Here is an 18,603-nt window from a genome sequence, read left to right as displayed (position 1 = left end):
GTCCGCTGCTCACAGTTGCGCCAGACGCAGGGCAAGATCGCGACCGGCCGCCTCGGCAAGGTCGGCCCTGTGCAGCATCGCGTTCAGGTCCGCGAGGATCATGACAACCGTCCAGACTGCGTCGAACCCGCGGGTGGTCGGCCGGCCGCCGGTATAGGCCTCATGGAGCACGATGCGGTCCGCCGGATCGGGCCAGCTGCGCAGGTCCAGGGCCGGATGGGATGCATAGGCGTCGCCGAAATCGATCAGCCCGGTACAGAGGCCGCCGTCCCCGACGAAGACATGCGTCGGCCCGGGATTGGAATGCAGCAGAACCGGTGATTCGTCCGTTAGGCCCGCGAGGGCATCGACCGCCGCGATGGCGATCCGTTCCGGGGCACCCGCACCGGCATACCGGTCGCGGTGTGCGGCGAATCCGTCGCACGCATCGGCGAATCCGAGCTGTAGACGGCCGCGCAGGGCGGCTGAGTCGACGTCGGCGGGTAACAGGCCGCTGTCCCGAAGGCCGGTAACGTCGGCGGCGTGGACCGAGCGCAGGACATCCGCCAAACTGGCCAGCAGCGCCTCCCGCGCCGGAAGGCCGGCATGGAGGGCGGCGCATCCCCGGATCCTGCTCATCACCAGAAACTCCACCGGGCCTGCCGCGGTGTCCTCCCTGCCGTAGCCGAACAGCCGCGGGATCCGCCCGGCCAGGGGTCCTGCGAGCAGGCTCAGAACGTGTGCTTCCTTCTCAAGGCTCGTGCGCGGGCGCAGCCGGTGGGGGCGCTGTGTCTTGACGACGATGCCACTTCCGAGCATGTACGCCCGGGCTTCGCCGCCGGACTCGTCCACGTCGAAGCGCGTATCGGCGCCGTTGTTTCCGTCGGGAAGAAACCGTCCGGCCAGGTCAAGGACCAGGTCCTTGGGAAGCACCGGATCCGGGGCGCCGGGTTGAAGGTACGTATCAGCGCGCCCCACGGGCAGCACCCCCGCCCTGGTTGCCGTCCCCGCTGCCGGGGTGAAGTTGCAGCGCAGCGCCGGTGCGGGCGAGCACTTCCTCGGCCAGCGCCGGGTTGTCGTTGAGCCGGTGTCCGTATCCGGGGATCATGTCCGTCAGCCGGGGCTGCCAGCGGGGGAACTGCTGAGGGAAGCTGCGTTCGAGCAGATCCAGCACGATCGACACTGAGGTCGAAGCGCCGGGGGAGGCGCCCAGAAGGGCGGCAAGAGACCCGTCGCCGGAGGTGATGAGCTCAGTCCCGAACTGCAGCGCTCCGCCCCTGGTCGGGTCTTTCCTGATGATCTGAACCCGCTGGCCCGCCGTGATCAGGTCCCAATCGGCGTCCTGGGCTGTGGGCATGTAGTCCGTCAGCGTGCGGATCTTTGCCTCCCGGCTTTTCAGGACCTCTCCCAGCAGGTATCTGGAAAGGTCGAGGTTGTCCCGGGCGACCGCGAGCATGGGGCCGAGGTTCGAGGGCCGGATGGAACGGGGCAGATCCAGCAGGGACCCGCTCTTGAGGAACCGGCTGGTGAACCCGGCATACGGGCCGAACAGCAGGGACCGTTTTCCATCAACGACCCTCGTGTCCAGGTGCGGAACGGACATGGGGGGAGCGCCGACGGAGGCCTGCCCGTAGACTTTCGCGTGGTGCGCCCGGACGATTTCATCTTTTGTGCAGCGCAGGAACTGGCCCGAGACCGGGAATCCGCCGAAGCCTCTGCCCTCGGGAATGCCGGAGCGCTGGAGAAGATGCAGCGCTCCACCCCCGGCGCCGATGAACACGAACCGGGACCTGATTTTCGCTCGTCGTCCTGACCCGAGGTTGTGCACGGAGACGTCCCAGCGGCCATTGGTGTCGCGGGCCAGGTCCGTGACCTCGTGCTCGAAGTTGAGTTCCGCGCCGTTGCGTTGCAGGAAGCCTGCCATGGTGCGGCTCAGCGCTCCGAAATCGACGTCGGTTCCGCCGGCCACGCGGGAGCCCGCCACGGGCTGAACGGCGCGGCGTCCTGTCATGACCAGAGGCGTCCACTCCTCCAGCTGGTCGGCCCGGTCGGAGAACTCCATGGTGCTGAACAGGGGCTGCGGCTTCAGTGCCTCATACCGGCGGTGAAGATAGTCCGTGGCCTGCCCTCCCCAGACGAAACTCATGTGCGGTACCGGGTTGATGAACGTTTTCGGTGCGCCGACCCTGCCGGTGGCGGCGAGGTGGGCCCAGAACTGCAGCGAGACCTGGAACTGTTCGTTGATCGCGATCGCCTTGTCCGGGGATACCGTTCCGTCCCTGCCTGCGGGGGTGTAGTTCAGTTCACACAGGGCCGCGTGTCCCGTGCCTGCGTTGTTCCAGGAGTCCGAACTTTCACCCCCGGCGCTTCCCAGACGCTCCACCACGGCAATGCTCCAGCTGGGCTGAAGTTCTTTCAGGAGCACTCCGAGCGTCATGCTCATGATTCCCGCGCCGACCAGGACAACGTCGGCGTACTCGGCGGGGGCGGTCTCGGTTCGCATCTCTGCGGTCATCATCAGACTCCAGTCAAGGGGTGGGGGGAGCCTGTCGGCTACCGGTCGGCCCATTCCGATTTTATTGTAACCACGGTTTCATTCCTGCGGCGTGCCGGCGGGGACCCGGAGCTTGCGGCATGACGTGCATATCCGGCCTGTCGCGGTCAGGAGGGTTCGCGGCCGAGGATGAGGGATCGTTTGAGGTAGTCGTAGAGGCCGTCCAGGATGGGGCCGCACACGGCGAGTGTCTGTTGGTCGTTCAGGGTCATGGAGAGTCCGCGGATGATGATGTCCAGGCCGGGTGCGGCGGGTGCGTCGAAGCGTTCGTCGTCGATGTCGGCTTCGTGGATGATTTCGGCGAGTTTCCACAGGACGGGATCCTGGATCTCGTAGCGGCGCAGCATGGTTTCGAAGGTGCAGTCGTGGCCGTGGTGGGTCAGGTCCACGCCGGGCATGTCGAAGGGCACCGCGTCGGCGGGGACCTCGGCGGGGTCCGCCACGAAGACGAACTCGCAGGCGGTGTCGATGTTCCTGCGGATCAGCCAGGCGCAGGCGGCCCGGTCAACGTGGACGCCGGTGCGGGTGGCCCACTTCATGGCTGTCCTCCCGAGGGGCTGATGGCGCGGGCGGGAAGCTCCGCGGTGGCGAGGCCGGTGACGGCGGCGTGGGCAGTGTCGCGTTCCCGGGGCGGGAAGTAGTCGCGCCGGCCGATCCGGCGCAGCTCGGCACGGAGCCGCTTCACGGCCCTGGCGCGTTCGGTTGCATCCAGGGCCGTGGCCGCGTGTGCAGCGGCCGTGACGTCCTCGTATTCCCGGGCACGGTCGGCGGCCATCCCTGCAGCGATCTCACGCTCCTGCCCCAGGGACGCGGGCTGGCTCAACCACAGGCCGGCGGTTCCGCCCGCCTGTCTGACTTCGGCCGCGATCCAGTCGAAGTGCTCCCGGGTGCGGGCGTCGGCCGGGAGGGCGACGAGCCCGTCACCGAGCTGTGCGACGCCCAGGGCCTGCAGCCGCCTCCAGATGGCGACTCTCGGACCGGACGGGATGCGGGGCATCCGGTAGTTCAACAGGACCCAGCCGCCGGGTATCAATGGTTCACTCTTCACCATATAATTGTAACCGTGGTTACCTTGAACTGGTATGGTTCAGGCCGGATGCGGTGCTCGCCGCCATCGAGGCTTCAGGAGGACGCCCATGATTTCGCCCGTGCTTATTGTGATCTCCGCTGTTATCGCGGCGGCCGCGGTGGCCCTTGCCTGCAGGTATGCCCGCTGGCCGGTTGCGGATCTTGCCGCGGCCGCGGCGGGCACGCTGCTGGCCGTCATCGCCTGGCGGATACTGGCCAACGCGTTCTCGCTGAACGAGGACTTCATGCCCGCCGTCAGCGTGGGGGACGCGGGGTGCCTGATCGCCGGCGCCCTGCCGCCGGCCGTCGTCGCCTCCGTCCACCGGGAACTGGGCCGCCGGGCCCTTCCCGCGGTGGTCGGCGGCCTGGTCGCATTCATCACCAACGTCATCATCCTCTGACCGGAACGGAGACAGCCATGGGACCGACACTATCGCGCAGGCCCGCGAAGACCGCGTTGATCGCCGCAGGGCTGCTGGCCCTGCTGCTACCGGCATCCCTGAGTGCCTGCTCGGGACCGGCCCCGGCGTCGGCGCTGCCGTTGACCCAGGTCCAGGACATCGCCCTGCCCGGCGCGGCGAGCAGGCTCGACTACCAAGCCCTCGACGCCGGGGCGAAGCGGCTCTACATCGCCCACCTCGGCGACGGCACCGTCCACGCCGTCGACCTGGCCAGAGGCACGGTGGCGGGGACGGTGCCGGGGACACCCTCGGTTCACGGTGTCACCCTCGCGCCCGACCGGCATCTCCTCCTGGCCGCCGTTTCGGGAACCAACGAAGTCGCCCTCATCGACACCAACACCCTCAAGGTGACCGCCCGGGTCCCGGCAGGGAACACGCCGGACGGGATCGCCTACGACCCGGTCCACGGCAAGGCCTACGTCTCCAACGAACACGACCACGCCGAAACGGTGATCGACCTCGCCACGAACACCGCGAAGGCCCCGATCGAGATCGGCGGGGAAGCAGGCAACAGCATCTACGACCCCTCCAGCGGGACGGTCCTGGTCAACGTCCAGGACCGCAACGAGCTCGCCATCATCGACCCGGACACTGACACGGTCACCGACAGAATCCCGGTCCCGGACTGCACCAGCAACCACGGCCTCTACGTCGACGGGGCCAACAAGCTGGCGTTCGTCGCCTGCGAGGGCAGCGCGAAACTCCTGGTCCTGGACCTGGACACCAAACAGGTCACCGCCCGGTTCGACACCGGCGACAACCCGGACGTGCTCGCCTTCGATACGGGACTGCACCGCCTCTACGTCGCCTCGGAGTCCGGCATCGTCAATGTCTTCGACGAACAGAACCGCACCCTGACACCCAAGGCGTCCGGCAAACTCGCCGACAACGCCCACACCGTCGCCGTCGACCAGGTTACCCACCAGGTCTACTTCCCGCTGGAAAACATCGACGGCCACCCGGTGATGCGCATCATGGAGCCCAAACCGTGACCCCCGGCGACGGACCGGCCCGGGGCGGCGCCGGGGACGAGACCCTTGAACCAGCCATAGCGCCGGTGCCGTTCGGCCGCTTCATCCTGTGCTTCTTGCACCTGGGCACGACCGGGTTCGGCGGTCCGATCGCCACCGCGGGCTACATGCAACGGGACCTCGTCGAGAAGTGCCGCTGGATGGGACGCAAGGATTTCCTCGACGGCGTCGCCCTGGAGTCTCTTGGCGGCCGGATCGATAGCCTGATAGTCCAGACGGATGGCTCCTCCCGGCAACGGAACATCCTGAACCTGTCGCAGCGGAAGCTGCCGCCGCCCCTGCGGGGCCGAAGGAGAGCAGCCCGCGAGCATGGTCGTCAGAACCAGCAGTACCGGCATCATGAACATCCTCGTCTTCCCGTGCCGGCGTAGCAAGGAGTCCCCGTTCGGCCAGGCGGATATATTGCAAGCAACAAGGCTCCGCTTATTATTGCAACCACGGTTACAATAATAAGCGGCCCTTCCCAACGACCGCGAAAGCTCAGATGAATCCTCTCCAAATGCTCCTCGGCGCGTTCCTGTCGGCTCTTGTGGCGCTGGCTGTGACCGCCGTGTTCCTGAAGGAACGCCGCGTCTCCGTGCTGGCCACCGTTGCCGGTGCCGCATTTGTCATGCCGGTATTCTGGAATTCAATCCTCACCTGGACCGGGGCCCTTGACCTGTTTTCCCATGACCTGCCGTTCCTCCTTTTCCCGATCAGCTGGCAGGACACCGGATCCGGGATCTTTACGCTGGCAGGCGCGGGAGTTGCCCTGATGCTCGGCGCGGGCAGGAAAGACCCGGCGCCGAAGCTCGCTTATCTTGCACTGGCGGCCGCGGCCGCGGCCCTGGTCGTTGATGTCTTCCTCTACTGATGCCGCCGGCGCAGGCGCGCCGTTGCGGAGGATTACCGGTCCTCCTACGATGAATTGGTGAGCCGAGCTGACTGGGTCCTGCTGGCGTACCGAATCCCCTGCGAACCATCGACGCCCCGGATTTCGGTCTGGCGCCGGCTGCGCCGAATCGGGGCCGGACAGATCCTGGACGGACACGTGAACAGCTCGAATGGGTGGCTGAGGAAGTCCTCCAGGCCGGAGGGGAAGCGCAGATCTGGACCGGCAGCCCTGACTCCCCGGCCCAGGAGAAAGCATCGCCGGGGAATACCGGCAGGTCGCGGACGAAGCCGCCCAGGCGGGGCTGGACGACGAGGCCGGACGGATGAAGACGTCACGGCGGCTGCGCCGCGAACTGCACCGGATCCAGCAGCGCGATTATTTTCCCCCGCCCGAACGGGACACCGCGGCCGCGGCCATCGCGGGCTTGGCCGGGCCCTGGAAGCGGCGCCGTGAAATGGGCGACAAGGGCCGGCGTGCACGTGGACCGTGCGGCCTGTGCACGGCTGATCCGGCGCTGCATCGACCCCGACGCCCGCTTCGTGTTCGTCCACGACCCGGCGGCCGTGCCCGCCGATGCCACCGCCTTCGACATGCGCTGCGCGGACCTGTCCCATCACGGTGATGACTGCAGCTTCGAAAACCATCCTGCGCCGCTACGAACTCACCGATCCCGTGCTGTGGCAGATCGCGCACATGGTGCACGAGGCCGACCTGGCCGATGACAAGTTCGACTCCCCCGAGGCGCCGGGACTTGATGTCATCTGCCGCGGGCTCTCGCTGGTCGCCGGCGACGATGAGGTCCTCACGCTCACCCGAACCCTGTTCGACGGGCTGTACGAACACCAGCGCCACGCCCTCCTGCACGGAAACAACCGCCTCTGATCACCGCCGGAAGGCTGCCCCTCGCCCGTCGTCGCGACTGGACTGAGGGTCAGCCCAAAGGCAGGCCGGCCAGTCCGGCGCCGAGGCCCAGCACGGCACAGACTCCTATGGTGCGCAGGGCCGAGAAACGGAACCTGAAGATCATCAGCCCGGCGGCGGCAGCAATCACGGCTGCCACGGGGTTCACCGCTCCCGGGTCCGGCAGCCTCAGGTGAACCGGACCCCAGTCCAGTGCCGTTGTCTGTGAAAAGAAGACATCGACGGCGAAGTACAGGGCCAGGTTCGCGATGACGCCGACGACGGCGGCGGTAATGCCCGCCAGGATTCCGGCCAGCGTCCTGTTGTCCCGGAGCCGTTCAACGTACGGAGCGCCGAGGAAGATGAACAGGAAACAGGGAACGAACGTCACCCAGGTGGTCAGCAGCGCCCCGATGAAAGCAGCCACCCAGGGATCAAGGTTCCCCGGGTGGCGGTACGCGCCGACGAACGCGACGAACTGCACGACCATGATCAGGGGCCCTGGCGTGGTTTCCGCCAGGGCCAGACCGCGGACCATCTCTCCGGGGGAAAGCCAGTGGAAGACATCCACCGCCTGTTGGGCGATATAGGACAGGACCGCATACGCCCCGCCGAAGGTGACCACTGCGGCGCCAGAAAAGAACAGGCCCTGCTGGGTCAGGGCCGACCCGGGGCCGGTCCACAACACGACGGCCACAATGGGCAGGAACCACAGCACCAGACCGGCCGCCAGGATCAGGCCCGTCCGCGCACCCGAGAGCCGGTCGGCATGCAGCGCGTCATCCGCGATGACCGGCGGGACGGTGTCCGCCCCGTCCTTCTCCGGGCCCGCGACAATCGCCCCGGGGGCGGCACGGTTCAGGACCCAGCCGGCGAGGCCCGCAGCGGCGATGACGGCCGGGAACGGTACGGCAAAGGACGCCAACGCCACGAAGGCCGCCAACGCCAGGGCAGCCAGGACCGGGTGGGACAGTGCCCGCTTTCCCACCCGGACCACGGCCTGGGCCACAATCGGCAGGGTCGCGGCAGCCACCCCCGCGAACACCGCCATGATGACCGGGACCGTACCGAAGGCAACGTAGATGACGGAGAGTACCAGCAGCGCAACCATACCCGGCAACACGAACAGGACTCCGGCGACGAGTCCGCCCAGCCTGCCGTTGAGCAGCCACCCGATATAGATGGCCAGCTGCTGGGCCTCCGGTCCCGGCAACAGGACGCAGAAGTTTAGCGCGTGCTGGAACCTCCTATGCCCGATCCACCGCTTCTCATCCACGAGGACGCGCTGCATCACCGCGATCTGGCCAGCGGGACCTCCGAAGGTCTCCAGCGAAATCAGGAACCAGGTCCGCACCGCGGTCCGGAACGGAACCAGATCACGCACGGCCAGTGTCGCCCCGGGGTCGGATTTCATATTCATAGAGTCTTCAACTTCCTACTAGCCATCACTGCTCAGGGTCACCGGTCCGTAACACCGGGCCGGCCTCCGCATACCCGGACCGGCGATGGGCGATTTCCTTCGCCGGCCGCACATAAAGTGTAACCATGGTTGCATGGTCGTGTTCAGTGGACGTCGAACGTGACCCACTGTGACCGCCTGGATCCGTGAAGTGGCTCCCTCCATGCGGCCGGGTCACAGCCTGAACCTTCCGCCGTGACCCGGGAACTGTTGATGGATATGATGCGTGGCCCTGCCCATGACAAGGACCCCCGCCCCGCCGGAACCGGCGGCCCCTCCCGAGGGCCTCTACGTGTCCTTCCAGCGCTGCCTCATCCTCGGCGGTGACACCACATCTAATCCGGGCCCCACGCAGTGCGGGAGTAGCCCTCCGGCTGAACAACCGTCCCCGGCCGATCAGCACCACTCCAACACTTTGCAACACTGGTTGCATAATATGTGCCGTTGGTTACATCATGATTAGGGGGAATGGGTTCGTTCCAAGGACTCCCAACCGTCACGATGAGGAGAGCGATGAAGCGCAGAACCAGGATCAGCCTGTTCGTGGCCGGTGGTGTTTTCCTTGCTGCCGCAGCAACGGCCGGTGCGCTGACGGTACAGAGCCAGGGCGGTTATATCACCGGGTTGGAAACCATGCACGCGCTGCGGCAGTTGCCGCGGTTCCCGGCAGCCATGGAGGGGAAGTCCTTTCCCTGCGTGAGCAGGGACCTGCGGCGTGGGACGTGGCGGTCGTCCAACCGGATGGAACCCCGCTCAGGGTCCGTCTGGACAAGGACGACAAGGTCCTCGGTGTGCTGCCCGGAGGGACGGACGCCGAGAATGATGACGATTAGCAGGCCGACAAAGACCCCAAGGAGTCCCGGAAAATGACACCTCCGAACAATCGCAGCTTTCCCCATCGACTGGCGGTCCTCGCGCTGCTGCTGCCCCTGGCACTGGCCAGCTGCACTGGAACAGGCACGGTCGGTGGGGGGACGCCCGCCGCGGGTCCAAGTACTGGCAGCACTCATGATTCCTCCATGGGGGCGGATGCCAAGCAGCTGCAGCCCGCGTCCACCGCTGAGGCCGACTGGAACCCGGTCACCGATGCGCTGGGTCGTACCGGCAAATTCGGAGACGGGAACACCGTCTACCGGATCCCGTTGCCCAGGACGGATCTTCATGTTGTCACCGGCGGCGTGGCGGTCAAGTCCGGCCTGTCGTTGGGAGGCTACGCGGCGTTCGCCAAGTATGACGACGGGACGATGCTGATGGGTGACCTGGTCGTGACCGAGGCGGAGCTCCCCAAGGTCACGGACGCGCTGCAGGCCCACGGCATCGGGCAGACTGCCCTGCATAAACACCTGCCCGAGCAGTCCCCTTCGGTGTGGTGGACCCACATCCATGCGATGGGTGATCCCGTGAAGCTCGCCGAGGGACTCAAAGCGGCGCTGGACGCCACCGCCATCGCACCGGCCGCCGCGGCCGGGGACCAGACGGCCCCGGACCTGGACTCCGCCGGGATTGATGCCGCACTGGGCCGCAAAGGCGCCGCGGACGGCGGAATCTACAAGTTCTCGCTCCCGCGCGCCGAGACCATCACCGACGAAGGGCACGTCCTGCCCCCCACTTTCGGAGTGACCACGGCCATCAATTTCCAGCCTGTCGGCGGCGGCAAAGCCGCCATTAACGGTGATTTCGCCATGATCGGGCCCGAAGTGCAGAAAGTGATCCAGGCCCTCCGCAAAGGCGGCATCACCGTCGTCTCCGTGCACAATCATTCCCTGACCGATGAACCGCGGCTCTTCTACGCCCACTTCTGGGCAGTGGAAGACGCCGTAACACTCGCCAAAGCCCTCCGGGCGGCGCTGGATTCCACCAACCTCAAAGCTGCCGGATGAGCGAGGGCCCATCACCGGTCCCGGAGGAAAACAACGATCCATCCAAGAACGTCCACCTGAAAGGAATTTGCCATGAATCCAGACCACAACGGGGCACCCGGTGACCATGAAAACGAAGGACACGGTGAGGACCATGAACCGGTGAAACCCGGCGGTGAACCCGAGGATGACGAGAGTAGCACCCGGGCCGTTCTCTCCGACGCGGCAAACCCCTACCACCGTGCCACGGACCGGTGGAGCAAAACACCGATGATCGTCGCCCTGGTATTGCTTTCGCTCGTCGTGATTTTCGCGATGTCGGACCTGATCCCCGGCGTCGGCGACTGACAGCGGGCAGGACACCAGGGACCATAGGCACGGGCCCGTGCGGATGATCCGGGTCAGCGACACTGACCAAGCTGCCGGGAACACCGCTTGACCGGGCTGATCGCGGGCACACTGCGACCGCCGGCGACATTCCCTGGGTCCAGCGGCCCGGCCAGGGCGCTGGCCCTGGAAGTCCGGCTTCAATGGGCGGTTCCATCCATATCGATGGAACCGCCCTCCCGGTCCTCTGCGAGACTGCCGGCAGTACCCGGAGCCCCCGCCTTCGTCAATTCACGGGCAACGGCGAGGACTCGCACCCGGCCCGCCCGTTCACACACTGGAAAATGCACCCTATGCCTTCCCGCCACACATTTTCTCACCGCCGAGATTCTTCCCGTGACGGTCACCCCAGCCGCGGCATCCGGCCCGGTCCTCATCATTCACCCGGACCTCGAATCTTCGACGAGGATTTCCGTGAGCGAGCCCCTGTTCGTCCTGTCCGGCGCATCGCTAGTGGCACTGGCCAGCCAGGGTCCAAGTCGACGCGGACGAGTTGAAGAGACAGAGTGCTTCGGGCTATTGCACGACGCGCGAACCGAGCCACGGGGGCAAAAGGTCGCTCGGCTCCAGTCGAGCGACGGCGCGATCATCGGCCTCTCGTATGTGCTCTCGATGCATTCCCAGACAGAACAACAGTGCCTGAAAGCGGTTCCTCGGACGGGCACCGCCATTTACCGCTGACAGAACAACGCCAAATACCCCCTGCGATTCACAGTCCTTCTTTCGAAGACGTCAGCCGGGCGTCCCAGTTCCTAGGAAATGGAACGCCCGGGGCTGGTTCTCCGAAGAGTTGCGACACGCCAAGCCATTTCGTTCCAAAACTATCTTCTTTTAGACGTCCCGTGCGGAGCGTGCAGGATAAATATCGGTACAGTGGCTCCATGGATATTGGGTATGCCCGCGTCTCGACCGCGAAACAGGACCTCGACCGGCAGATCGACGCACTGCGCGGCGAGGGAATCCCCGCCAAACATATTTATGTGGACAAGAAATCCGGATCCACGACAAACCGGCCCGGTCTGCATGAAGCCCTCGACCAGGCCCGCGATGGAGACGTTATCGTGGTGCACACCCTGGACCGGTTGGGCCGTACCGTCCGGGACACCCTGAACCTCATCCACGACCTGGCGGGCCGCGGCGTCGGGGTCCGGAACCTGGCCGACCCGATCCGGGTTGATTCCGCCAATCCGGAAGATCCCATGTCGCAGTTGGCAGTCGTGATGCTCGCGCTCTTCGGCCAAATGGAACGAACCTACGCGATCGAACGCGCAGCTCACGCGCGCGCCGTTGCTGTTGCTAAAGGCAAAAGGATCGGCCGGCCCAGCGTGATCGATGCAGCGAAGCTCGCCTACGCCGTCCACCTTCGCGATCAGGAAAATCAGTCCATCTCCGAGATTGTCGAAGCCACGGGTATCACCCGCTCCAGCCTCTACCGTTATCTGCCGCCCCGTCCGCCGGAGACGTTGACCGCCGAGACCCAGCCGAACGCCTAAAAGTCCCGAACGTCCGTGGCGGTTCGTGCAGGCGACTTCAGACAGAATGACGGTTGGTGCACGCGACTTCAGACAGAACAACGGTTGGTGCAGACGACTTCGAACGCTTTCATGTCAGGAGTCGCCTGCACGAGCCCCGTAGTTCCGCGGAATCCAGTGCAGACGACTTCTGAAACCGACAGAACCGGGTGGATGGGGGAGTGTCCCATCCCGGCTGTCCCACTTCTAAGGAAGTGGGACAGCCCGGGCGATGGAAATAGCGTCAGAAGACTTTCAACCTGAAACGCCGGCTGGCAGCTTCTAGATCGGGGTCATTGAATGAAATGGGGCTCTCACCTAGGTGGACGAGCCCATCGTCGCCGGAAAGCTGCAAGTCGTGGTCGCGGAGCCACACAGCCCAGTTCAAGTACGCGCCGTGACGGCTTCCGAATTTGATACCAGGCGCATATGAGCCGTCGAAGAGGACCAAGTCCCGCAAATGATCGGCAATAGCCGTAGTAACATCCCGCCGGTTGGATCGCAGCAGTGAGGTATCAACGTGCGTAATGCCAAGGTCTTTGAGTGTGTCCGGAATCGCGGCTTCCACTGCTGCCATGGTTTCGGGGTGCTCTACGTCAATCCACCAGCCGGGAAACGGCAGCTCCACGATGTGCAGCTGCCGTTCGGTTCGCCATATTCGGGGTAGCGTGCCCGAGTTCATGAACGACTTTTCTTGCCACTGGTAGGCGACTTCCTCATAGAAGTCCTCCAGGGTCATCCCCAAGGCGTCGGCGTCCTTTCGTAGGGGGTCCACCGTTCCAATTGCACGCTTGAATGGTGACAGAGTCTCGGAGAACGCACACTCGGCATTTTCCGCCAGGTATAGCGTGGTGCCAACGGTGTCGTATCGGCCCCACGCCAACCTGTCCGTTCCGTCCATACGCGCGGGAGCGCTCAGTGCGGAGTAGCTAGTTTTTTGGATGCGGTAAGCGGTCTGCCTCCTTGCCGGCAGTAGCCAAATACCCGTGGCAGGGCAGGCCTGGCCTTCAATCCGACCCACGCCCTAAGCTCCGCCTGCGCCTTCGATGAAGGCCGTAACGGCTGCAGTCACTTCCTTGCCTCGATCCTCTCTAATCGCAGTTAGAGGCGTGTCCTCGTTCAGTAAGGGATTACCGCCGATGAACCAGCCGCGGGCAATATGCTCACCCTCGGCCTGTTCTAGTCGAGTCCACTCGCGGTGCGCCAGTTGCAGCCGTCGAGTGAAGTCGTTGCCCGGCTTCGGGCCGTCAGGCTTTGCCCACCGGATCGGTTGCTTACGATCTTTGGATCCAGTCAGTGCTGCCACAACGGTTGCTCCAAGAGCATTGTTCAGCTCAAGGACAATCTGGTGAATGTCCATACGGGCTGTCGCACCGTGGATTTCTGTCTCTGTCAGGATTGCCATACACCGAATCTACACCCGAAATACACCACGAAAAGCGAAAGTGTGACACACATCACGAACGGGACGTCCGCTAGAGTCCTTCCAGCCGCTGCGCCCCGGTCACGGACCCGCGGCCATGGCCACATTCTTCTTACGAAGGGCTGTCCCAGTTCGAAGGAAGTGGGACAGATGGGACGGCGAGAGGACCACGGGAAAGTGTCCCGCCAGTCCCGCCAGGATGTTCCAAGCCCTAACGCGGGCCCAGAGCAGGGCAGCAGCCGAGAAGCCGCGAGGGTCAAGTGCACAGTGCAAGAGCGGCTTCAGTGACTGGACTGATGTCGATTTTCAGACCGGAAACATCCGGCTTCGGCGCCCAGATTGGATCAATGTCGAGATAGTTTCCGTGATCCTTGGCTGTGCCATTGGCTGCGTAGGTCTTGCCATCCGGAGCATCGAGGGTGGCCACCTTGAGGGGGCGGCCGGCTACCGTGATGCCCTGACAGTGGGCAACGACGTAAGGAACTTTCAGCGGCCACTTATCTCCGAAAGTGGTGCTGACAAGAAGACCTGGATCCTTGGCTACCGCAGAGGGCACCTCAACCGTGGCCGGTACCTTTGTGGCTGCTGGTGCATAGCCTGCGCAGGCTCCGTCCTTGGGCTTGCCCAGGGCGACCGCAGGAAAGCTGACTACGACGTACCCTGCGTTCCCTCCGAGATGATCCGGACCTCCTCCTGGCGCCCAGGTGCGGTCAACGCAGATCTCGGATTCGTCAACGACGACCCCTTTGAAAGTCATGCCTTTCCAGATGGGCGCATTGGGAAGTTCAGCCTGAACTGCGGCCTCCGCCTTGGTCACACGCTCCGCATCAGTCAGCGTGCTGACCGGAGCTGCTGATGTCGACACCGTCGAAGTCTCCTCGGCTGGCGGGGACATGGGCGCTGCGCAGCCAGCGAGAAGCAGCCCGGCAAAGGCGATGCAGGCCGGCGCTGTGTACCGAGAAGTAATCATGGGCTCACTCTACTGACGCGGGTGCAGACCACCGGTGCGTCGAACGCCATCAACTGGTTCTTCGTCCGACACCGACTTCCGGGCCGGCCAGGGGTGCGCCGCGAATCAGTGGAGGTAGAGACTCTACGGGGAGACGCGCAGATCAGTTTCTCGCTTCGAAGTTGTGCGGGCGACCGCACCGGACAGGTGACGCTGGACGAAAGCTAAGACCCGGTCCCATGAAAGAATGGCGTGATGTGGACGGAGACTAGCGGGATTATCGGTGTGGGCTACGAGGGCCGCGAGATTTCGTCGTTCATTCATCATCTCCAGCCGTGGAAGGTGGACGTACTCGTAGACGTTCGCCTGAGTGCCATCTCTCGGAAAAAGGGTTTCTCCAAGACAGCGCTTTCCTCTGCCTTGGCTGAAGCCGGCATTCGTTACGAGCATCTTCCCGTCCTCGGCAATCCCAAAGAAAACCGTGACGGGTTCTGGGCGCCTGGTACGAATGCCGCGATGCTAGCCCATGAAAAGTATCGAGAGTTGATGCTCGCTGACTCCGCTCGTGCTGCTATCCACTACCTCGCCCAGCTCGCGGCGGCCGAACATGTGGCTCTTCTGTGCTTTGAAGCATCGGAGGCTTGCTGCCATCGCCGACTGGTTCTTGAGGCCGTTTGGGCCGAAGCTGCGGCTCTGTCACGCACCTAGTTCTGCGACTGGGATCTGTAGACTCCAATAACGCTGAATGCCAAGGGATGCTTCAACTGATTTCCGACGAAAAACAGCGGGCGATGATCGGCGGAACACATCTCCGTGAAGAATTTCTTGCGGATCTCGGACATGGCAGTGACGTCATCGCGGTCCTTCAGTCGTCGCTCCAGCGCGACGAGCTCCCAGTCGAGCAATCCCTGGACGTGCCCCTTGCAGGTCTTGTCTTCACAGAAATAGGAATATTTTCCTTCGAAGCGAGGTGCCTCCAGCAGCTGTACTTTGGGGGCATCTCCGAATAGGTCTTCCTGGCCAAGGTTCACTTTGAGCTTTTGTGCCTGTTCCAGGGTCCAACCTGGGTGAAGGGTCAGCTTGAAATCTCGAACCTCACGGGGGCGTATCACCGCAAGTGACGGGAAGTCCTTGCCTGCCCTCTGCGCCTTGAGTACTCCGCACATGGTCCATTGTGACGACAGCGGAGACACATATCGGTGACGGGGCTTCCATGGATCCAAATGCGCGACAGTTTCTATCGTGGAGCGATCTGGGATGTAGCTTTCGCTTCTTGGATCCTTGGATGCTGGTTTTACCTGCAGCCTGATCAAGTCGTATTTCGTGAATTGGAGGTACTCCTCCATGGAGCGAAACGGTATGGGGTAGAGGCGTATCCATTCAGGGCCGCTCTCCCTCATTCGGATGCCTGCCACACAGACTGTGTCGCCGTAGGCTGCAGAGGGCTGGGGAGCTGCCTTCACGACAACTAGAACCTCCGCGCTCTCCCAACGACTATCCGTGTCCTTCGGATAGCAGCTACGTCCGTCTCCATCGAGCGGCAAAAGATCGAACATTTAGTCCCCCAGTCGTTTTCGATAATTATGCACAGACGGATGGAGAACTCTTCGATTCTCAAAACCCGATTCGCGGACCTTGATCGGTGATGCGATTTCGAGAACTGTTATCGAGGTGCGATTCCCGAAGGGCTGGCACGCCTTCAATTCTCGATTGAGATCGTTCTCGGAATCCTTCGTTATCAAGAACCCTTGATGCAGCGCACACGCCGAGCACTTCGCCGCCGGAAACGTCGGCCACGAATAAGGCGCAACTCGCTGACATGATGAATCCGTGACTATCGCAAAAACGATCCTGCTGTTCGTCCTGGCCGCGGCGGCCGAGATCGGCGGGGCATGGCTCGTGTGGCAGGCGGTCCGCGAGGGCAAGGAGTGGTGGTGGGCCGGACTCGGGGTCCTGGCCCTGGGTGTCTACGGCTTCGCCGCGACACTGCAGCCCGACGCGCACTTCGGCCGGATCCTTGCCGCCTATGGAGGGGTGTTCGTTGCCGGGTCCCTGGCCTGGGGGATGGTTTTCGACGGCTTCCGGCCGGACCGGTGGGACATCATCGGCTCCGTGATCTGCCTGCTCGGGGTGGCCGTGATCATGTTCGCACCGCGCAACGCCGGCTGAAGCACCAGCTCAATACACAATTGCATGAATACATGCGTGGATGTACTTTTGGTTTATGGAAACTCTCACGCATGCCCCGGTGCTGGCACGGTTCGGCTACGCGGTCTCTGACCCCACCCGGGCGCGGATTCTGCTGGCCCTGGCGGATGCAGCAGCGTACCCGTCGGAGCTGGCCGATTCCCTGGGGGTTTCGCGGCAGAGCATGTCCAACCACCTGACATGCCTGCGGGGCTGCGGCCTCGTCGTGGCTGTCCCGGATGGCCGGCGGACCCGGTATGAGCTAGCGGACGCCCGGTTGGGCCATGCGATCAGGGACCTGATCGGCGTGGTGCTGGCCGTTGACCCGGCCTGCTGCGCCCCGGACGGGACGTGCCTGGCATGACCACGACACTGCAGACCGTGCCCACGGCCTCCCGGCACGCCGTCTTGAGCCGGCGGATCCGGCTGTTCGCGGCCGCGACGATCACCTACAACCTTGTTGAGGCCGTCGTTGCGCTCTGGGCGGGCAATATGGCGGACTCTTCGGCCCTCATCGGCTTCGGACTCGATTCGGTGATCGAGGTCGCCTCCGCGGTCGCCCTGTCCTGGCAGTTCTCCGCCAAGGACCCTGAACGGCGCGAGCACCTGACCCTGCGGATCATCGCGATCTCCTTCTTCGCCCTGGCACTGTTCGTCTCCGTGGACTCCGTCAGGTCGCTGACCGGAGGCGGCGAGGCACAGCACTCCACACCGGGCATCGTGATCGCTGCCCTGAGCCTGGCCATCATGCCCGTGCTGTCCTGGCTTCAACGCCGCGCCGGCCGTGAACTCGGATCCAAGACAGCGGTGGCGGATTCCAAACAGACCCTGCTGTGCACGTACCTCTCCGCCGTTCTGCTGGTCGGCCTGGTGCTGAACAGCACGCTGGGATGGTGGTGGGCAGACGCCGGCGCGGCACTGGTCATCGCCGGAATCGCCGTCCGTGAGGGCATCAACGCCTGGAAAGGCGACGTCTGCTGCACCGTCCCCCACACCGCGGCCGACCACGATGAGGAAGCCGATGATTGCTGCACCACCCCCGAACCCGGCACCGGCACAAACCACGACGGCGCACCGGCCGATTCAGGCGTGCAAGCAGCTCCGACGACGGGTGCTGGGCAAAGTACTGCTTCCGGCTGCTGCGAGGGCTGCGGCTCCGATCCCGAACCGAAAGCTGTCAGCCTGTCTCTGACCCCAAAAACGACTGCCACAGAACCAGCCCGCAGCGACCAAAAAAGCATTCATCACTGATGACACCGACCCTGAAAACGATGCCGGGCCCCAGCGACCCGGCCAAGACGGCGCGCCTGGTGATATGGATCCTGCTGGCGGTCATCGTCGCCGGCGGCGCCATCTGGTACGCGGTCTTCACCGCCACCAAACCCACACCGACACCCCCGCCCGCTGCCGCGGACGCACAGCTCGTCCGGGAGGACAGCCACCGCGTGACATCTCCGTCCACGGAGAAGGCACAGCTGGTCGAGTTCCTGGACTACGAGTGCGAATCATGCCGCGCCGCCGAGCCGCTCGTGCAGCAACTGAAGCAGGAGTACGGGGACAGGATCACGTTCGTCCACCGCTACTTCCCGCTCCCCGGGCACCGGAACTCCGGAACCGCGGCCCTCGCCGTCGAGGCCGCGGCCGCGCAGGGCAAGTACGAACAGATGGCCGCAAAGCTGTTCGAAACCCAGCCCCAGTGGGGCGAAAAACAGGACTCGCAAGCTGCCCTGTTCAGGACCTTCGCGCGGGAGCTCGGCCTGGACCTTGTTGCCTACGACGCCGCCGTGGCGGATGACAAGACCAAAGACCGGATCCGCAAAGACGTCGCCGACGGTACAGCCCTGGGCGTGACCGGGACACCCACGTTCTTCCTCGACGGCGAAAAACTCACCCTCAACAGCGAGGCGGACTTCCGCCAGAAACTCACCGACGCCGCAAAATAGGCCGGTGGACCCGGACAG

At 64.4% G+C, this 18,603-nt stretch carries 21 protein-coding genes and 1 pseudogene; 13 read left to right on the top strand and 9 right to left on the bottom strand.

Annotation, left to right across the window (positions count from 1 at the left end; genetic code table 11):
- Nucleotides 1-9 precede the first annotated feature (9 nt).
- The 4 genes from ARTH_RS22940 to ARTH_RS22925 form a co-directional block, all read right to left on the bottom strand.
- A complete protein-coding gene (locus ARTH_RS22940; RefSeq protein ID WP_156810898.1) occupies nucleotides 10-957 on the bottom strand; it encodes a phosphotransferase family protein in 948 nt (315 codons plus the stop codon).
- A complete protein-coding gene (locus ARTH_RS22935; protein ID WP_011689857.1) occupies nucleotides 944-2,497 on the bottom strand; it encodes a malate:quinone oxidoreductase in 1,554 nt (517 codons plus the stop codon). Before ARTH_RS22935 ends, ARTH_RS22940 begins: the two co-directional genes overlap by 14 nt.
- Nucleotides 2,498-2,640: 143 nt before the next feature.
- A complete protein-coding gene (locus ARTH_RS22930) occupies nucleotides 2,641-3,072 on the bottom strand; it encodes a chromate resistance protein ChrB domain-containing protein (protein ID WP_011689856.1) in 432 nt (143 codons plus the stop codon).
- Nucleotides 3,069-3,584, bottom strand: a complete 516-nt coding sequence (locus ARTH_RS22925; RefSeq protein WP_011689855.1) for a Chromate resistance protein ChrB — start codon at nucleotides 3,582-3,584, stop codon at nucleotides 3,069-3,071. The genes ARTH_RS22930 and ARTH_RS22925 overlap by 4 nt, the downstream gene beginning before the upstream one ends.
- 85 nt (nucleotides 3,585-3,669) lie before the next feature.
- Between ARTH_RS22925 and ARTH_RS22920 the strand changes: the two genes are divergently transcribed.
- From ARTH_RS22920 to ARTH_RS22900, 5 genes and pseudogenes are all read left to right on the top strand, one after another.
- Nucleotides 3,670-4,002 (top strand): hypothetical protein, encoded by a 333-nt coding sequence (locus ARTH_RS22920; protein WP_043431496.1) that lies wholly within the window; start codon nucleotides 3,670-3,672, stop codon nucleotides 4,000-4,002.
- 17 nt (nucleotides 4,003-4,019) lie between these two features.
- Nucleotides 4,020-5,054, top strand: coding sequence for a YncE family protein (locus ARTH_RS22915; protein ID WP_011689854.1), 1,035 nt, complete (start codon nucleotides 4,020-4,022; stop codon nucleotides 5,052-5,054).
- Complete coding sequence (locus ARTH_RS22910) at nucleotides 5,051-5,464, top strand: chromate transporter (RefSeq protein ID WP_011689853.1); 414 nt, start codon at nucleotides 5,051-5,053, stop codon at nucleotides 5,462-5,464. The genes ARTH_RS22915 and ARTH_RS22910 overlap by 4 nt, the downstream gene beginning before the upstream one ends.
- A 113-nt stretch (nucleotides 5,465-5,577) precedes the next feature.
- Nucleotides 5,578-5,946: a hypothetical protein gene (locus ARTH_RS22905; RefSeq protein ID WP_011689852.1), complete on the top strand. Its 369-nt coding sequence runs from the start codon at nucleotides 5,578-5,580 to the stop codon at nucleotides 5,944-5,946.
- A 470-nt stretch (nucleotides 5,947-6,416) separates the two neighbouring features.
- Nucleotides 6,417-6,849, top strand: a pseudogene (locus ARTH_RS22900) (chromate resistance protein ChrB domain-containing protein).
- A 49-nt stretch (nucleotides 6,850-6,898) separates the two neighbouring features.
- Here the strand turns inward: ARTH_RS22900 and chrA are convergent.
- Nucleotides 6,899-8,281 carry a chromate efflux transporter gene (gene chrA, locus ARTH_RS22895; protein WP_011689851.1) on the bottom strand — a complete coding sequence of 461 codons (1,383 nt, stop codon included), beginning with the start codon at nucleotides 8,279-8,281 and terminating at the stop codon, nucleotides 6,899-6,901.
- A 911-nt stretch (nucleotides 8,282-9,192) separates the two neighbouring features.
- Here chrA and ARTH_RS22885 point away from each other — a divergent pair.
- The 3 genes from ARTH_RS22885 (at nucleotide 9,193) to ARTH_RS22870 (ending at nucleotide 12,065) form a co-directional block, all read left to right on the top strand.
- A complete protein-coding gene (locus tag ARTH_RS22885) occupies nucleotides 9,193-10,206 on the top strand; it encodes a DUF1259 domain-containing protein (RefSeq protein ID WP_011689850.1) in 1,014 nt (337 codons plus the stop codon).
- A gap of 72 nt (nucleotides 10,207-10,278) precedes the next feature.
- Nucleotides 10,279-10,533, top strand: a complete 255-nt coding sequence (locus ARTH_RS22880) for a hypothetical protein (protein ID WP_011689849.1) — start codon at nucleotides 10,279-10,281, stop codon at nucleotides 10,531-10,533.
- A 920-nt stretch (nucleotides 10,534-11,453) separates the two neighbouring features.
- A complete protein-coding gene (locus ARTH_RS22870) occupies nucleotides 11,454-12,065 on the top strand; it encodes a recombinase family protein (protein WP_011689847.1) in 612 nt (203 codons plus the stop codon).
- Nucleotides 12,066-12,327: 262 nt separating this feature from the next.
- On the opposite strand, the gene ARTH_RS23290 is transcribed toward ARTH_RS22870, so the two are convergent.
- The 3 genes from ARTH_RS23290 to ARTH_RS22860 form a co-directional block, all read right to left on the bottom strand.
- Nucleotides 12,328-12,984, bottom strand: a complete 657-nt coding sequence (locus ARTH_RS23290) for a hypothetical protein (protein ID WP_052309845.1) — start codon at nucleotides 12,982-12,984, stop codon at nucleotides 12,328-12,330.
- Between the two features lie 123 nt (nucleotides 12,985-13,107).
- Complete coding sequence (locus ARTH_RS23685; RefSeq protein ID WP_011689845.1) at nucleotides 13,108-13,488, bottom strand: hypothetical protein; 381 nt, start codon at nucleotides 13,486-13,488, stop codon at nucleotides 13,108-13,110.
- 274 nt (nucleotides 13,489-13,762) lie between these two features.
- Nucleotides 13,763-14,476: a DUF2511 domain-containing protein gene (locus ARTH_RS22860; protein WP_011689844.1), complete on the bottom strand. Its 714-nt coding sequence runs from the start codon at nucleotides 14,474-14,476 to the stop codon at nucleotides 13,763-13,765.
- A gap of 234 nt (nucleotides 14,477-14,710) precedes the next feature.
- On the opposite strand from ARTH_RS22860, the gene ARTH_RS22855 reads away from it, so the two are divergent.
- The gene (locus tag ARTH_RS22855; protein WP_043431489.1) at nucleotides 14,711-15,163 is read left to right on the top strand and encodes a DUF488 domain-containing protein; all 453 of its coding nucleotides are present in this window, start codon (nucleotides 14,711-14,713) and stop codon (nucleotides 15,161-15,163) included.
- On the opposite strand, the gene ARTH_RS22850 is transcribed toward ARTH_RS22855, so the two are convergent.
- A complete protein-coding gene (locus ARTH_RS22850) occupies nucleotides 15,160-16,011 on the bottom strand; it encodes a hypothetical protein (protein WP_011689842.1) in 852 nt (283 codons plus the stop codon). The two genes, ARTH_RS22855 and ARTH_RS22850, sit on opposite strands and share 4 nt — an antisense overlap.
- 274 nt (nucleotides 16,012-16,285) lie before the next feature.
- Here ARTH_RS22850 and ARTH_RS22845 point away from each other — a divergent pair, with 274 nt between their 5' ends.
- The 4 genes from ARTH_RS22845 to ARTH_RS22830 are packed head-to-tail and all read left to right on the top strand — an operon-like array spanning nucleotide 16,286 to nucleotide 18,585.
- The gene (locus tag ARTH_RS22845; protein ID WP_011689841.1) at nucleotides 16,286-16,624 is read left to right on the top strand and encodes a YnfA family protein; all 339 of its coding nucleotides are present in this window, start codon (nucleotides 16,286-16,288) and stop codon (nucleotides 16,622-16,624) included.
- 55 nt (nucleotides 16,625-16,679) lie between these two features.
- Nucleotides 16,680-17,006, top strand: a complete 327-nt coding sequence (locus ARTH_RS22840) for an ArsR/SmtB family transcription factor (protein ID WP_043431487.1) — start codon at nucleotides 16,680-16,682, stop codon at nucleotides 17,004-17,006.
- Complete coding sequence (locus tag ARTH_RS22835) at nucleotides 17,003-17,893, top strand: cation diffusion facilitator family transporter (protein ID WP_011689839.1); 891 nt, start codon at nucleotides 17,003-17,005, stop codon at nucleotides 17,891-17,893. Before ARTH_RS22840 ends, ARTH_RS22835 begins: the two co-directional genes overlap by 4 nt.
- Nucleotides 17,893-18,585: a DsbA family protein gene (locus ARTH_RS22830; protein WP_011689838.1), complete on the top strand. Its 693-nt coding sequence runs from the start codon at nucleotides 17,893-17,895 to the stop codon at nucleotides 18,583-18,585. The genes ARTH_RS22835 and ARTH_RS22830 overlap by 1 nt, the downstream gene beginning before the upstream one ends.
- The last annotated feature ends 18 nt before the right edge of the window (nucleotides 18,586-18,603 follow it).

It is taken from the genome of Arthrobacter sp. FB24 (assembly GCF_000196235.1).
Lineage (GTDB): Bacteria > Actinomycetota > Actinomycetes > Actinomycetales > Micrococcaceae > Arthrobacter.
The sequence above is the reverse complement of the archived record's forward strand: the minus strand, read 5'-3'. Positions and strand labels throughout refer to the sequence as shown.